The sequence below is a fragment of the Thermaurantiacus tibetensis genome (assembly GCF_015354055.1).
GTDB classification, from domain to species: domain Bacteria; phylum Pseudomonadota; class Alphaproteobacteria; order Sphingomonadales; family Sphingomonadaceae; genus Thermaurantiacus; species Thermaurantiacus tibetensis.
Genome location: NZ_JACHTM010000004.1, coordinates 333,124 through 347,901, shown reverse-complemented (window position 1 = coordinate 347,901; position 14,778 = coordinate 333,124). Strand labels below are relative to the sequence as shown.

At 67.3% G+C, this 14,778-nt stretch carries 15 protein-coding genes and 2 pseudogenes; 8 read left to right on the top strand and 9 right to left on the bottom strand.

Annotation, left to right across the window (positions count from 1 at the left end):
• Positions 1 to 111 precede the first annotated feature (111 nt).
• From H3H34_RS14205 to H3H34_RS12180, 5 genes and pseudogenes are all read left to right on the top strand, one after another.
• Positions 112 to 255, top strand: a pseudogene (locus H3H34_RS14205) (IS5/IS1182 family transposase); the annotation flags it as partial.
• A 539-nt stretch (positions 256 to 794) separates the two neighbouring features.
• Positions 795 to 1,874 carry a hypothetical protein gene (locus H3H34_RS12195; RefSeq protein ID WP_194745544.1) on the top strand — a complete coding sequence of 360 codons (1,080 nt, stop codon included), beginning with the start codon at positions 795 to 797 and terminating at the stop codon, positions 1,872 to 1,874.
• A gap of 152 nt (positions 1,875 to 2,026) precedes the next feature.
• Positions 2,027 to 2,641 (top strand): helix-turn-helix domain-containing protein, encoded by a 615-nt coding sequence (locus H3H34_RS12190; RefSeq protein WP_194745543.1) that lies wholly within the window; start codon positions 2,027 to 2,029, stop codon positions 2,639 to 2,641.
• Positions 2,638 to 3,039 carry a hypothetical protein gene (locus H3H34_RS12185; protein WP_194745542.1) on the top strand — a complete coding sequence of 134 codons (402 nt, stop codon included), beginning with the start codon at positions 2,638 to 2,640 and terminating at the stop codon, positions 3,037 to 3,039. The genes H3H34_RS12190 and H3H34_RS12185 overlap by 4 nt, the downstream gene beginning before the upstream one ends.
• Positions 3,036 to 3,446, top strand: a complete 411-nt coding sequence (locus H3H34_RS12180; RefSeq protein WP_194745541.1) for a hypothetical protein — start codon at positions 3,036 to 3,038, stop codon at positions 3,444 to 3,446. The genes H3H34_RS12185 and H3H34_RS12180 overlap by 4 nt, the downstream gene beginning before the upstream one ends.
• A 59-nt stretch (positions 3,447 to 3,505) precedes the next feature.
• Here H3H34_RS12180 and H3H34_RS12175 read toward each other — a convergent pair whose 3' ends face one another.
• From H3H34_RS12175 to H3H34_RS12140, 9 genes and pseudogenes are all read right to left on the bottom strand, one after another.
• Positions 3,506 to 4,039: an IS5 family transposase gene (locus tag H3H34_RS12175; RefSeq protein WP_328832039.1), complete on the bottom strand. Its 534-nt coding sequence runs from the start codon at positions 4,037 to 4,039 to the stop codon at positions 3,506 to 3,508.
• A 110-nt stretch (positions 4,040 to 4,149) separates the two neighbouring features.
• Positions 4,150 to 4,263: pseudogene (locus tag H3H34_RS13770) on the bottom strand (IS5/IS1182 family transposase); the annotation flags it as partial.
• Positions 4,264 to 4,662: 399 nt separating this feature from the next.
• Positions 4,663 to 5,070: a RidA family protein gene (locus H3H34_RS12170; protein WP_194745540.1), complete on the bottom strand. Its 408-nt coding sequence runs from the start codon at positions 5,068 to 5,070 to the stop codon at positions 4,663 to 4,665.
• 4 nt (positions 5,071 to 5,074) lie between these two features.
• Entirely contained in the window at positions 5,075 to 5,653 is a 579-nt protein-coding gene (locus tag H3H34_RS12165; RefSeq protein WP_194745539.1) for an ureidoglycolate lyase, read from the bottom strand.
• 18 nt (positions 5,654 to 5,671) lie between these two features.
• Positions 5,672 to 6,166, bottom strand: a complete 495-nt coding sequence (locus H3H34_RS12160) for a (2Fe-2S)-binding protein (RefSeq protein WP_207790925.1) — start codon at positions 6,164 to 6,166, stop codon at positions 5,672 to 5,674.
• Positions 6,166 to 7,041 carry an FAD binding domain-containing protein gene (locus tag H3H34_RS12155; RefSeq protein WP_194745537.1) on the bottom strand — a complete coding sequence of 292 codons (876 nt, stop codon included), beginning with the start codon at positions 7,039 to 7,041 and terminating at the stop codon, positions 6,166 to 6,168. The genes H3H34_RS12160 and H3H34_RS12155 overlap by 1 nt, the downstream gene beginning before the upstream one ends.
• Positions 7,038 to 9,449, bottom strand: coding sequence for a xanthine dehydrogenase family protein molybdopterin-binding subunit (locus tag H3H34_RS12150; protein ID WP_194745536.1), 2,412 nt, complete (start codon positions 9,447 to 9,449; stop codon positions 7,038 to 7,040). The genes H3H34_RS12155 and H3H34_RS12150 overlap by 4 nt, the downstream gene beginning before the upstream one ends.
• Positions 9,436 to 9,882: a cupin domain-containing protein gene (locus H3H34_RS12145; protein ID WP_194745535.1), complete on the bottom strand. Its 447-nt coding sequence runs from the start codon at positions 9,880 to 9,882 to the stop codon at positions 9,436 to 9,438. The genes H3H34_RS12150 and H3H34_RS12145 overlap by 14 nt, the downstream gene beginning before the upstream one ends.
• 21 nt (positions 9,883 to 9,903) lie before the next feature.
• A complete protein-coding gene (locus tag H3H34_RS12140; protein WP_194745534.1) occupies positions 9,904 to 12,333 on the bottom strand; it encodes a TonB-dependent receptor in 2,430 nt (809 codons plus the stop codon).
• A 253-nt stretch (positions 12,334 to 12,586) separates the two neighbouring features.
• On the opposite strand from H3H34_RS12140, the gene H3H34_RS12135 reads away from it, so the two are divergent.
• From H3H34_RS12135 to H3H34_RS12125, 3 genes are all read left to right on the top strand, one after another.
• A complete protein-coding gene (locus H3H34_RS12135; protein WP_194745533.1) occupies positions 12,587 to 13,147 on the top strand; it encodes a winged helix DNA-binding protein in 561 nt (186 codons plus the stop codon).
• 157 nt (positions 13,148 to 13,304) lie between these two features.
• A complete protein-coding gene (locus H3H34_RS12130) occupies positions 13,305 to 14,216 on the top strand; it encodes a cupin domain-containing protein (RefSeq protein WP_194745532.1) in 912 nt (303 codons plus the stop codon).
• Positions 14,213 to 14,776, top strand: a complete 564-nt coding sequence (locus H3H34_RS12125; protein WP_194745531.1) for a hypothetical protein — start codon at positions 14,213 to 14,215, stop codon at positions 14,774 to 14,776. Before H3H34_RS12130 ends, H3H34_RS12125 begins: the two co-directional genes overlap by 4 nt.
• Positions 14,777 to 14,778 lie beyond the last annotated feature (2 nt).

The following is a 14,778-nucleotide window of genomic DNA, read 5'->3' as shown; positions in this document are numbered from 1 at the left end:
CTCAGGCTGGATCTGCCCTGCCGCCACGCATCATGAGCGCGGTTGGCCAGACCGGCACAATAACCAGTCCGGCCTTCTGCCCGGCCCCGCTTCGACACCTCCTACCGCACACGGGGGTGGGACGCGGCAAAGCGCATGTTCGGACATCAGCGGCACATCTGGGTTGACGCGCACGGGCAGCTGTTAATGGTCCAACTGACGTCAGGCGACATCTCTCACAGCGCCCGACTCCAAGCCGTGCTCGACGCGATCTAGCGCTGGTGGCCCTATGTGACACGCCTGTTCGCTGATTGCCGGCTGTGGCCCCTGAAGCTTATGGACTGGGCTGCCTATCCCGCCCCCGTCCTCGAGATCATCCGCCGGTCCCATAGCCAGAAAGGCTTGAAGGTCTAGCCTTGCTGCTGGATCGTCGGACGCATGGTCGGATGGATGACCCGATACCCCCGCCTCGTCCGAGATTGCGAGCGCCGCATCAATCTCTGCCACGCCGCGATCGTCGTCGCCATGGGCAGACACTTCCTACACCTGTACGCACCCTTCTCCATTTTCCGAACAGACTCTGAGCCGCCTCAACTAGCCGGTCGCTTCCACCAAGTTTGCTTTTCAGCCGTTATCGGCGGCTGATTCAACGCGAAAAAACAAGGAGTTGCGTGCCAGCATTCATCAGCGCCTGCGAGCCAGTCGCAAGCACTATCTTCGCATCGCCTGGATGGTCGATATCGCGACCAGTCGCTTCACCCCACTTGGCGGGCAACCAGTAAGGATTGCGTTTGGCGAGCTGATAGAGGGCACCGATGAGCCTTGGGTTCCACTCTGTGGCAGATGCCTTCCTGGATGGCTTCGGCCGCGAACACCTCGATGACTCGCTGCGCTATCTTGCAATCCGCCTCGGCTGTCTTACCGCCGGCCTTGTGATTATCGACCAGCAAGGAAGCCGAACCGTCAGTGCGATCGGGGCCAAGGTCCTTGCAACATATCGCCCCGCCGGGCGCGCAAAACTCGAAGATCTCCGTTTTCCGATCGTGAGCAACCGACCTGACGAGCTCGCGGCGCTATCAGTCCATTTTCCGTTCGCTGCTGGAAGCCGAAACCTTCTCGCTGCGCCAGTCATCGGGCTCGGACCTAACCAGCTTCTGATTGTTGTCTGTGCGTTCTTCAAGGTCGAATCCGACCTCAAGTCCGCCTCTGACGACATGTACCAATTTTTGCCGCTTCTAAAATCCCAAGTGAGGCTTCTAACAGAACTGGCTGAGACAGCTAAGGAGTGTCCTGTCTCAACCTACTTTGCTGCAGGCGCAAGAGAGCCAATCAACCCTTATAACGCCAAAGACTCAGAAAACCATGAGGTAGTAAGTGATTTCCTGCTTTCAACTCTTATCCGCCGTCGCAGCATGCGAGCTCGTCGCGATCTTGTTTACTTCGGAGTTCGCAATTGGCGGTCGCCGCTTAAGAGCTATCAGATTGCCGCGCTGCGGGCCATCAAACGCAATCCCCCGGAAACCTTCCTGCGCGCCGTCGCCACAGAAGTCGCGGACGAAGCTGCTCGCCTAGTAGGGCGGAACGCCTTCCAGTCCGTAACTGCCGTCCCGTGCGGACATTCTAGGCCTGATGGATTCAGCCATCAGCTCGGGCGCCACGTCGCTCGCCATTTGGGGCTGCCTTTTGCCGACGCATTCGCATACAGATCCATTTCGGGCAGTTCACATCCCAAGACCAACCTTTCACGTCCGCCAATGAAGCTCATCTCGGCTCCTGTTGGTCATACCCTTCTTGTTGACGACGTTGCAACGTCCGGGTCCCATATCGCGGAAGCTGGCACCCTCCTGCGAAGGGCCGGGATTAATGTGACGCCGATCGCGTGGATTTCTGCCTGATGCCTGGACGCGGCATGTGGCCCAGAAGCCGCACGCGTCGCTGCGCTTGATGAAGATTAGGTGAACAGCCCCTCGACACTTGCAACCGGCTGTAAACAAATCCATATCGGCCCCACGGGTCGGTCCTGCCGTTCGGTACGATGGATTGAGCCGTGGAATTTCGTCGAAGAGAAGGTCTTGTAGCGCGGGTCGACCGACTGACGGAAACACAACGTCAATGCCTCAGACTCACCTACAAGCACAAGACATCAAAAGAGATCGCCCCGCTGCTCGGCCTGTCACCGCATTCGGTCGACGCCCATATCCGGCTTGCGATGCGGGTGCTGGGAGTTGACAGTCGACGGGAGGCTGCCCTCCTCCTTAACGAAATCGAGGCTTCGCAGGGGACACGTCGCAGACCGCCGACTGTCCGATATGAAGCGGCAGTCCCTCCCCGGATCATCCATGTGAGCGAAGGAGAAGGCCCCGCACTGGGCTTTCCCTCGGATATGTCCAACATGGCCACAACTCATGAGCACCCAGCGGGAATTTCTGTTATGAATACTCCAGTGGAGCTGCCCCGCTCCGCTGGCGCGGTTTCGAGCCCAACAGCGAAGGAGAAGGTTTGCCGACAAAATTATCGAAGCAGGCTGACCCATGTTACAATTGAGAAAAAGGTCCTCATTATCGTTCTAACGGCGTTTCTGTCAGCAATGGCTTTCGTCACGGTTATTTCCGGCTTCGCGGCATTGTCTCTTCTTCTCACGGGTGAAACCAGCGCCAGATGAACGTGCTGGAAAGGTTGGAACCAATGTCGAACGATCTTCACGAAGTCGCCCACACCTTGGCCTCAAGGCTCTATGCTGCGGAGGAGGCCATCGACAGCGCCGTTCAGGCCGCTGCCGACCTCGCGAGCTTCCTCCCGATCGCTGGCCGGTCGGTTGGCGCCTCGGCGTTTCTGGGCCAAGATGCCATGGAAGAGGCGTCGGCGGGCATCGCTACGCTCTGCAAGGCCCGGCGCCATCTCGTGGCTACCCATGCCGCGCTCACGAAGGCGCAAATCCGGATCGGCCTTCGGGAGGAAAGTTTCGGCGGCTTCATCGACAAGCCGCGTCACCGCGCGTCGGCGAGGCAAGTCGGCGAGGCAATTCGCGCAACTTCTTACAAAAGCACGGAAAACACGTGATCGCGTGGGAATATATCCTTTCCTTCCTTACGCTCAGTGCGGCGATCCTCTCCGCCGCGACCTTCGGGCAGGCCCAGGAGAGGATCAGCGCTGCGGCAATGGCTATCTCTGCCCTGCTGAGCGCTTTACTGTCTAGCGGTACATTTGTTGGTCCTGAGAAAAATATCTTTTTGATTGATATAGCCCTATTTTCCGTTCTATTTAAAATAGCACTCGATTCAACGAAGCTATGGCCATTGCTAGCGTGCGGGTTTCACTTGAACGCGGTGCTCGTCCACGCCGCAAGCTTTTTCCCTATCCCCTTCGAGCCAGGCGCGTACGCGGACTCGCTGGTCGTTTGGTCCCATCTTGCCTGCCTAGCCTTGGCCATTGGCGCCTGGTGGGAGCGCCCAGTCTGCTGTCGATGACAGCAGACTGGTCGCTTGCGGCTTCGTGGCGACTAGTTCCGGCGCGTTAGGCTCAGGACTCATTGCTTGAGCCAGAAGATGACGGTTGCTGCGATGCAGATGGCTGAGAAGAAGGCGTGGGCGCGGCGGTCGTAGCGGGTGTGGATGCGGCGCCAGTCTTTGGGGCGGCCGAACATGATCTCGATCTTGTGGCGCTGGCGGCACGGCAGCGGCTCGTGCCGGATGGCGATCCTGCGGCTGAAACTGGAGGGGATGTCGGCGATGCCGCGTTCGGCCAGTGCGTTTCGGAAGCCGTTGCCGTCATGGCCCTTGTCGGCGATCAGGTCCTTGGCTGGCGGCAAGGCAGTGAGCAGCAACGCAGTGCCCCGGTAATCGCTGGCCTGTCCTTCGGTCAGGAGCATGGCCAGGGGCCGCCCCTGGCCATCGGTGACCCTGTGCAGCTTGGAGTTCAGTCCGCCTTTGGTTCTCCCGATCCGTCGGGGAAGAGCCCCTTTTTGAGCAGGCTGGCAGCGGTTCGATGCGCCTTCAGGTGCGTCCGCGTCGAGCATCCGCCTGTCCGGCTTGCCGCCCCTGGCCGCCAGCTCGGCGAAGATCCGGTTGAACGCGCCGAGGCGGCTCGAGCGGATGAACCGGTTGTCGATCGTCTGTGGGGCCCACAGGCCGCCGGCGCATCCCGCCAGCGCAGGCCGTTCTTGAGCACGAAGAGGATCCCGGAGATCACCCGGCGGGCGTCAACCCGCGGAACCCCACGAGAAAGCGGGAAGAACGGCTCAATCCGGCGCAGCTGCGCTTCGCTCAGCAGCCACACACCGGACATCGGCAGCACCTCCAGCCGGCCATGCGGGTCGGCCCCAGCATGAGCTCTTTGGAGAAACGCGTTTTCATTCAGTGGGATGAGATTTATGGGGGTCTCAAGCAGGGGCACAGGTCGCCCGCCGGTCGCGCCCGAGGCCTGCCAGTGCACTGATGTCCCAGCGGGAATTAGGGGAAGCGGCGGCGCAGCTGCGAGGGTTCCTAAACCGGAGGTCGCAGGTTCGAGTCCTGCCGGGACCGCCAGAACATCCCGAGGGCGCGGCTGTGCAGGGCGCCGGCGCCGATGGGGCCAGGGGGGCCGGGGGGGCCGGGGCTGGAAAGGGGTGCCGCAACGGCGCGTGCCGGAGGAGCGTCGGGGCGGGTGTCGGTGCGGGGCGGCAGGCCCCGGGGCGGCGCACGGCGGTCAGCGCGGGTCGACCCGCCGGCCGCCGACGACCGCGATCGCCTCGACCTCGAGGAGCAGCCCGGGAAGGGCGAGGCGCGCCACCTCGACGATGGTGTCGGCAGGCCAGGGCGGGCGGAACCAGCGCGCGCGAAGGGCAAGGACCTTCGGGAAATGGCCCATGTCGGTCAGGAAGATGGTGACCTTCACCACCTGGTCGAAACCGCAGCCGGCAGCGCCAAGCACCTGCGCGAGGTTCTCCCGCGTCTGCTCGGCCTGGGCGTCGAAGTCGCCCACCCCTACCACCCGTCCGGCGGCATCGAGGGCGGCCTGGCCGGAGAGGAAGACGAGGTCCCCGACCCGATAGCCCTGGGCAATGCGGAAGGGCGCGAACGGGTCGGGGTCGGTCGCGATGCGGACGGCGTCCACCGGCTCAGAGCCGCAGCGCGAGCCGGACGCCGAGGCGGGCTTCCAGGTCCTTCTTGTCGAGATCCTCGCCCTGCGCCTCGTCCTGGATGACGTTGTCGCGCACGAGGCCGTCGGTCGCCGCCTTGGTCAGGATGACCATCAGCACCGTGTCATCGACGAGCGCGAAGGGGAATTCGTGCCAGGTGCCGATGTGCATCATGAAGCCGGCCGAACCGTCGAACAGGAAGGCCTCGACCCTGTCGAGATCGGGCAACTCCCGGTCGTTGGGCGGCGCGAAGCAGGCGACGAAGGGCTTGGCACCCAGCGAGACGAAAGCCTGGGTGTGCTTGAAATGCCGCTCCATCCAGCGGACCTCGAGCGGGCGGCGCTGGAGCGTGACGACCGGCATCTCGATGACGCCCTCGGCCCGGAAGTCGACCACCCGGCGCACCTTGGCCGCGCCATCGTAGAAGTCGATCGGCATGGGGGCGACCTTGGGGTCATGGCCGATCACCTGGCCGTAGGGCGCGAGCGCTTCGGGGGTCGCGCGCCGGACGGGCACGTCGATGATGCGGGGGGCGGCGGGAGCGGCAGCAGTGGCCATGGGGGGTCTCCTCGGTCTTCAGGGGGTTTCACGCAGCGCACGGGCGGCGGCCCGCACTGCGCGGCGGAGGCTCTGGTAGCCGGTGCAGCGGCAGAGCGAGCCGGCAAGGGCGGAGTCGATCTCGGCGTCGGTCGGGTCGGGGGTCTCGGAGAGCAGCTCGATCGCCGAGAACAGCATGCCCGGCGCGCAGTAGCCGCACTGGAAGCCGGCCTCGTCCCAGAAGGCCTGCTGGACCGGCGAGAGCCGGCCATCCGGCCCCATGAGGCCCTCAATGGTGCGGATCTCGGCGCGCGGCAGGGTGGCGGCCTGGGCGATGCAGGACTTGGCGATGCGCCCGTCGATCATCACCGTGCAGGCGCCGCAGTGGCCGGTCATGCAGCCCATGTGGGTGCCGGTGAGGCGGAGCGCGTCGCGCAGCACGTCCATGAGCGACTGGCCGGGCAGCACGTCGAGCTCGTGGAGCACGCCGTTCACCCGCCACTGGACCAGCACCGACTGCGCAAGATCGTCCATCATGCCCTCCCTGCCCGCTGGACTGCGGCGGCAACCGCCCGCCGCGCCACCACGCCCGCCATCGCCTGCCGCCAGGGGCCGGGCCCCTGGGCATCGGACAGCGGCGCGGTGACCAGCGCCGAGACCGCGTGTGCAAGCGCTGCGCCGGCGGCGGCGTCGAACGGCCGGCCGACGAGGAGCGCCGCGGCGGCCGCGCTCGCGTCGAGGAGGCGCTCGGCGACCGCACCGACGACGAGCCGCACCGCCGCCACGCGCCCGTTGGTCAGCTTCACCAGTGCGGCGGCATTGGCCGAGCCATAGGCCCCGCCCGAGGCCTTGAGCTTCTCGTAGGCAAAGCCCAGCCCCTCGGCCATCGGCACCACCAGCACGCGCGCGAGGATCGCCTCGCTGCCGAGGCCGTGGCGGCTGTCGGCGAGCATGGCGGCAAGCGGCTGGCGAACCGTCTCGCTGCCCTTCACCCACTCGACCTCGGCCTCGAGCGCAAGGAGCGAGGGTGCCAGATCGTAGAGCGGGTGCTGGGCGACGAGGTTGCCGCCGATGGTGCCGCGGTTGTGGACCTGGCGGCCGCCGCCGGCGCGGGTGGCGGCGTGGCCAAGAAGCGGGAGCTTCGCGGTGACGAGCGGATGCGTCTGCAGCTCGCGGTGGACCGTGAGCGCGCCGATCGCGAGGAGGCCCTCGGGTGTCTCGGCGATGCCGCGAAGCTCGGCGAGGCCGCCGATGTCGACATAGACCTCGGGCGCTAGCACGCCGGCGTTGATGCTTGGCATCAGCTCCTGGCCGCCGGCGATGACGACGCCGCCGGAGGAGAGCGAGGCGAGAAGCGCCGCGGCATCGGCGAGCGTCCGCGGGCGGGCGAGGCTGGGGTAGAGGCTCATGCCGCACCTCCCGCTGCCCCGCTGCCATGGATTGCCGCCCACACCCGCGCAGGGGTGAGCGGCAGGTCGTGGATGGCAACGCCAAAGGGCTTCAGCGCATCGTTGACGGCGTTGACGACGGCGGCCGCCGAGCCGCCGACGCCGGCCTCGCCGGCGCCCTTCAGGCCCATGTAGGTGTCGGGGTTGGGGCTGTCGTGGTGGACCATGGTGACGCCCGGCATGTCCTCGGCGCGCGGCATCACATAGTCCATGAAGCTGCGGGTGAGCTGGTGGCCGGCATCGTCGAAGCGGATTTCCTCCATGAGCGCGCCGCCCACCCCGAAGGCGATGGCGCCGCAGGCCTGGCCTTCCACCAGCAGCGGGTTGATGACCCGGCCGCAGTCGTGCGCAGCGGCAAGGCCGAGGAGCTTCACCTGGCCGGTCTCGGAATCGACCTCGACGACGGCGGCATAGGCGGCGTTGGAGTAGCTGGGATAGGGGTTGATGCGCCCGTCGGCATCGGGGCTGTGGCGGATGCTGGGCGGCCTGAAGGTCGCCTGGGCCTCGAGCGGCGGAGTGATGCACGAGGCAACGTCATAGGCCCGCGTGTAGGCAGCGTAGGCGACCTCCGCGAAGGAGAGGGTGCGCCCGTCGCCGCTGTCGAACACGCCATTCGAGAGGCGCAGCGCCTGCACGCCGACGCCGAGCATGGCGGCTGCGACCTTCAGCATCTGCTCGCGCACCGCGCGCGCGGCGAGCGCCGCCGAGCCGCCGCCGACGATGGTGGAGCGGCCGGAATAGTTGCCGAAGCCATAGGGGCAGGTGGTGGTGTCACCCTGGACCACGCTGATCCACTCGATGGGGCAGCCGAGCTCGTCGGCGACGATCTGGGCGATGCCCGTCGGGTTGCCGGTGCCGGGCGTGGTCACGCCGGTCAGCACCCTGACCGAGCCGTCGGGCGCGACGCGCACCGTCGAGGAATCATAGCCGGCGACCATGGTGCCGGGAAGCGCACCGCCCTCGGGCGTCAGCTCGTAGGCGATGCCGAGGCCAAGGTACCGCCCGTCCTTCGGCCCCTCGGCCTGGCGGGCGCGCCAGCCGTCCCAGCCGATCGCCTCCATGGCCTTGCGGACGGCGCCGGCATAGTCGCCGCTGTCATACTGGAGGCCGGTGGGGCTGGCGTAGGGAAAGGCGTCGGCGGGGATGAAGTTGCGGAGCCTGAGCTCCGCCGGGTCGAAGCCGAGCTGGCGGGCAGCCTCGTCGAGCGCCAGTTCCAGCGCCAGCGCGGTCGCTTCCTTGCCGTAGCCGCGCGCGGCGTTCCACGAGGGCTTGTTGGTGACGAGCGCGGTCATGGTGACGTCGATGTCGCGCACCCGGTAGGGACCGGGCATGGTGAGCCCGGTGAGGAAGGCCATGCCCCAGCCCGGGCAGGCCGAAGGTGCGCCGGTGTTGGCGAAGAACCGGTCGCGCAGCGCAAGGAGATCGCCTTGGCGCGAGAAGGCCAGCTCGAGGTGGTGGACCTGCTCGCGCGCGCCGATCAAGAGGCACTCCTCGCGCGTCTCCACCCACTTGACCGGCCGGCGCAGGAGCTTCGCGAGGAGACAGACGAGCGACTCCTCGGGGTGGCCGTGCATCTTCATGCCGAAGGCGCCGCCGATGGCGGGCGCGTGCACCCGGATCCGCCCCTCGGGCATGCCGAGCACCTTCGAGAGCACGTGGCGCAGCGGGTGCGGGTTCTGCGCCGTGCCGTAGAGCGTGAGGCTCTCCGTCTCCTCCTCCCAGACCGCGTTGTAGCAGCGCGTCTCGATGGGCTGGGTGGAGAAGCGGTGGATGCGGACCGTGGTTGCCACCACATGGTCGGCGCGGGCGAAGGCGGCATCCGGGTCGCCATTGCGGAACGGGACCGCCATGATGACATTGTCATCCCAGCCCGGGACCACCCTCGGCGCATCGGGGGCGATCGCGTCCTCGACCGAAAGCACGGCCGGTTCGACCTCGTAGGCCACCTGGACCTTCGCGGCGGCCCAGCGGGCGGTGCGGCGGTCTTCCGCCACCACGACTGCGACCGGCTGGCCGTGGCACCAGACATGGTCGACCGCCATGGTCCGGACTTCGGCCGACTTGCCGCCGAAGGTCGCCGGGTCGATGTAGTGCGGGATGGGGCCGAGGTGGGTAGCGACCTCGCGCCCGTCCATGGCGAGCACCACGCCCGCGACCTTGCGCGCGCCCGAGAGGTCGACCTTCAGGATGCGGGCGCGCGCATGGGGCGACCGGACGATGGCCGCGTGGAGCTGGCCGGGGAAGCGGAAGTCGTTGGAATAGCGCGCTGCGCCGACGATGGGCGCGCGGCCCTCGAGGGTGCGCACCGCGCGGCCGACATAGCCGCCGGGTGCGGGGGCCTCGGCGAGGGCCGGGTCACGATCCGCCATGGGCCTTGAGCTCCGCAAGGGTCGGGAAGGGATAGCCGGGGCTTGGCGGGCAGAAGCAGATGTGGCGCATGGGCTGGTCGCCCAGCACCTTCACATGCTTGCGCGCCCCCACCGGGTAGGAATAGACGGTGCCGGGCGTGATGTGGGCCTTGACCTCCTCGGCGTAGAGCGGCGGCAGCCAGACCGTGACCTCCATCTCGCCCGAGATGCAGTACTGCATCTCGTCATGGGTGAAGACCCAGTCGAACTCGGTACCGGGCAGGAAGTCCTCGACGATGATCTGGCAGTTGGGCTGGTTGATTGCCGAATAGCCGCGGATCGCCACCCCGGGGTTGAACGGCAGCTCGAGCAGCGGCGCGGCATCGAGCGCTGCCGCGTCGATCCGGTGGGCCTCGAACCGGGATCGGGCGGTGGGGGCAAGGCCGATGGGCATGGGCTCGTCCTCTCGCGGGGCCTAGAAGCGGACCCGGCCTTCGAGGCCGAAGCTGCGCGGCTGGGCGCGATAGACGGCGTGCGCCACGGGCAGGATGACGACGGCATCGGCGTTGTAGCGCTTGTCGAGGAGGTTCTTCGACCAGCCCACGATCTCCCAGCGCTCATGGGCGATGCCGAGGCGGAGGTTGACGAGGTTGATCGGGTCGCGGCTGGTGTTGGGCGAGTTGAACGCGTCGAACCAGATGCGCCCGGTGCGGTTGAACTCGAACCGGCCGATGGCCGAAAGCGATCTGGTGACGGGCCGGTCGAGCTGGAGCCCGAGCGTCAGGTTGTGGTCGGCGACATAGGGGGCCTTGTTGCCGATGACGGCGGCGCGGATCGCCGGGTCCTGGTCGTCGATGTCGTCGATGACGGCATCGACATAGCCGAAGCCGGCGAAGGCCGAGAGCCAGTCGGTGAGGCGGCCGTTGGCATCGAACTCGAAGCCCTTGATGTCGACCCGCTTCAGCTGGCTGATGGCCTGGATCCCGCCGGTCGGGAAGAACTCGAACTGCTGCGAGTTCTTGACCCGGGTGAGGAACACGGCGCCGTTGAAACTGAGGCGGCGGTCGAACAGCTGCGACTTGAACCCGGCCTCCCAGCTCGAGGAGACCTCCTTGTCGAAGGCATCCTGGACGAGGATGTTGGGCAGCCCCTGCACCAGCACGTCGCGCGTGCCGATGGGGTTGAAGCCGCCCGATTTGAAGCCCTGGCCCCAGCTCGTGTAGAGCGAGCCGCGGTCGAGCTTCCAGATGAGGTTCACCTTCGGCTGGAACTGGCGGAAGGTGCGCTCCTCGCGGCAGTTGGCGGGGTTGCGGCCGGTGTAGGCCACGCAGAGGTTGAAGGTTGCCGCCGGCGCGCCGGGCGCGACCCCGAAGAAGGGGTTGGGGATGTTGGGGGTGAGCGTCTCGATCGAGCGCTTCTCGACATCGTAGCGGCCGGCGGCCTGGAGCTCGAGCCGGTCGGTGATGTCGAACTGGAAGTTGGCGAACGGCGCGTAGTTCGTCGTCCGGTACATGTTGTCGTCGTAGTTCAAGGTGGGGTTGTTGCTGTCGACGCCGTCGATGCCGCGGGTCGGCGAGATGACCCCGCCGCCGATGATGGTGCGCTCGACGGGGGCGACGGGCGCGCCGATGTTCGTGCCGGCGATCACGAAGGGCGGGCGCAGCGACCCATCGGGGTTGCGCGCGATCCGGCCGTTCAGGCCCTGCTCGGTCGTGAACTGGCGCCGGGACTTCAGGAAGAAGAAGCCGGCCTGCCACCTGAGGCGCCGGTCGCCATCGGAGGTGAGGCGGATCTCCTGGATGAAGGCGCGGTTGGCGATGCGGAACTTCTGCGTGTTGTCGCCGAAGGCAGCGACGATGTCGAGCGGCAGGCCGGGGGACAGCGCGTCCGACGCCCAGTTGTTGCCGGGGAAGTTCCACGCGCCATAGGGATAGTTCTTGGCCTGGTAGTTGTCGGTGATGCCGTTGTAGCTGGTGATTGATGTCAGCACCATGTCGCCGAAGTCATGGTCGATCTTGACCGAGCCGCTGTATTTCTCCTGCAGGTTCCGGCCCGGCACGTCGTTGGTGTAGGGAAGGCTCGTGTCGTTGGTGTCGATGCGGGTGGTGAGCACGCCGCCCTGCCTTGTTCCCACCACCTGGGCGTTGAAGGCGATGGCGCCGCCGGTCAGCCGGCTGTAGTTGCCGCGCAGATCGACCGTGGTGTCGGGGCCGGCCTGCCAGTCGAAGCGCAGGCGCACGAGATGCTCGTCGACCCGCATGACCTTCTCGCCGGTGTTGATGTTCTGGAACGGGCCGTCGCTCGAGCGGACCGCGCCGGCGATGCGGAAGCGGAGCGTCTCGGGCACGATCGCCCCGCCAAGGCTGGCATTGACGCTGACCGTGTTCCAGTTGCCATAGCGGGCCATCACCTCGCCCTCGAGATCGTCGCCCGGCGGCCGCGTGTTGATGATGATGGCGCCGGCTGTGGCGTTGCGGCCGTAGATGGCGCTCTGCGGGCCTTTCAGCACTTCGATCTGCTGGATGTCGAACAGCTCGCCGTTGAACTCGTTCTGGGTGGCGAGCTGGACTCCGTCGATGACGACGGCGACTGCCGATTCCGACTGGCGGACCGAGGTCTGGCCGCGGACGTTCACGAACGCCTCGCCGGCGTGGTTCGAGGTGATGAAGGTGACGTTGGGGGTGAGCGCGAGGAAATCCTGCGGCCGGGTGATGCCGGCCTGGGTGATGAGCTCCTCGCCGAACACGGAGACGGCAACCGGCACGTTGACGAGGGCCTCGTCGCGCTTCAGGCCGGTCACGATGATTTCGTCGGGCGCAGCCTGGGGCGCGGGCGCGCCCTGGGGAAACGCGGGCGCAGCCACCGCGACCGCCAGCATCGACACGCTCCAACCCATGATTCGCATCACCGTCTCCCTTTGTGCTCCCTGGCGGGGCGATCCCCGCGCCGATTGCCGTTGATCGTTGTCGCGGTGCTCGAACGGTTTTGTATACAATCTGTGAGGGCGGAGATGGCGCTGTCAACGAAAAAATATGCACGCATTCCACCTGCGATTCGCGTGGTTGACGCAGGGAAAATGGCTGCGATTCTCAGCAGTCCCGCCGTGCGCCGCCGCCGGCAGCGGGGCAGCGCACGGCCGACCGGAAGGGGATGAGGCCATGACCGTTCGGGATGCCGGATCGGGTGCGGAGGCGCCGCCCGCGGCCGACCTCCTCCACTACATGACCGGGAGCGATGGCGCGGCTGCGCTCACCCGCGCCGAGCTTGCCATGATCCGCGCCGTCGAGGCCTTCGCGCGCTGGTGCACCTTCCTCCACCGCAACGTCTCGGACGCGCCGCTCTCGGCGACCGACGTGTGGCTGCTCCACTCCATCCGGATGCGCGGAAATGCCCAGAGTCTCTCGGAGCTTCTGCTGTTCCTGAACCGCAACGACGTCTCGACGCTCCAGTATTCGCTGCGGAAGATCGAGCAGTCGGGCCTCATCGAGCGCGTCACCGGCAACTCGCGGCGCGAGGCGGGCTACCGGCTGACCGAAAAGGGGATGGCGGCGACCGACGCCTACGCCCGGCTGCGCGAGGACGTGCTCGTCGCCCTGCTCGCCGACGTGCGCGAACTTCCCGCCCGGCTGGATGAGGCGGCCGGCGCGCTGGAGCGGCTGACGGGCCTTTACGACCAGGCGACCCAGACGGTGCTCAACCGGAAGATTCTCAGCCGCTAGGCTTCCACGGCGCGCCAGAAGTGTATACGAAAGTGGTGGGAGGAACGGCATGACCCACCAGAGCCGGCGCGACGTCCCGGGCTTCTAAAATTTCCTCGCCCTCGAAAGGACACCGCTTGACGGGCCGGAGCCCGTCGCCGGCCTTGCCGGTGCGCTCATGAGCCACGACCCGCGCTCGGGCGCACGCACGAGCGTCATCGAGGTGCCGCCCGGCTGGCGGGGACGGAGCGACGGCCGCGGCGCCTCGTTCGAGCTGTTCCTGCTCAGCGGCGACATGGCGCTCGACGGGGCGCGGGTGGGGGCCTCGGGCTACATCCACCTGCCCCAGGGCTGCGGCGGCGGCGCGCTTGCCTCCACGGCGGGCGCGCTTGCGCTTGCCTTCTGGAACCCGAACCTGCCGGCCTTTCCCTACCCCTGCACGCGCAACCGGACGCTGCGCGCCTGGGAGCTCCCCTGGGTGGACAGCGTGCCGGGCAGCCATGGCGTCCGCCACAAGTCGCTCCGCCTGCCCGACCCGACCCCCGAGCCCGGCCAGGAGGGCTTCGACGGCGGCCCGGGCGGCTATCTCCGCTTCCAGTGCATCGAGCCGGGGCTGATCGCGGCCGAGGAGCATGTGCACCACGAATGCTTCGAGGAGATCATCCTGCTCGCCGGCGACTGTTTCCTCCTGAACGAGGGCCAGATGGGTCTCGGCAGCGTCGTCGTCCACCCGCAGGAATGGTATCATGCCCCGTTCGTCTCGCGCAGCGGCGCCATCATCCTCGTCCACACCGATGCGCCCATGGGCTTTCCCTGGCCGCCCCGCCCCTATCCCCATGGCGCCGAGCGCGCCGCCGAATGGCTCGACGCGACGCCCTGGGACAGCGTGACGCCGCACGTCCCCTGGGCCGAGCACCCGATGGCGGCCGTGCAGGAGGCCGACCCCGCCTACCGAGCGTGGCGCGAGACGGGCGCGGGCCGGGCGCTGTGGGGCGACGGTGACACCGGAACAGAGGTCCCCTTCCTGCCCGGCGGGCGCGAGACGGCCAGCCGCTTCCGTGCATCCTGGACCCGGAAGGACGAGGCATGACGCCCGCCCGCCCCACGCCCGACTGCGGCTGGATGGTGATCCTGCCCTACACGCCGCGGGCCGACAGCGAGGCGCGCGGTTACGCGCGCTGGCTCGCCGAGGTGGACAACCCCTTCTTCAACGCGGTCGACGGGATTGGCCACTATGCGAACTGGGCCGTTGCCCGCACGCTCGCCGGAATGCCCGCCTTCACCCATTTCGATGTCATGCGGTTCGAGCGCGAGGCCGACATCGAGCGCGCCTGGACCAACCCGGACCTCATCGCCTTCGCCGCCGGCTGGGTCACGCAATGGGGCGCGGAGCCGGACGCGGCCGACCCGGCCGTCAACTATCACGCCCATGTGGCACGGCGTGTCTCCGGCACCGTCGGCGACGATGCGGCGCCCCTGTTCCTGGCCCTCGACCCGGTGGCGACGGACGCAGCCGACGAGGTCTGGGAGATCGTTCGCCCCATCGTCGGGACACCGGGCTTCCGGCGCTTCGCCATCCGCCGCGGGCAGGCGCCGGCTGCGGGCCTTGCCCCCGTCCTCCTCGAGGGCCGGCTGCTCGCCGCGCCCTGACG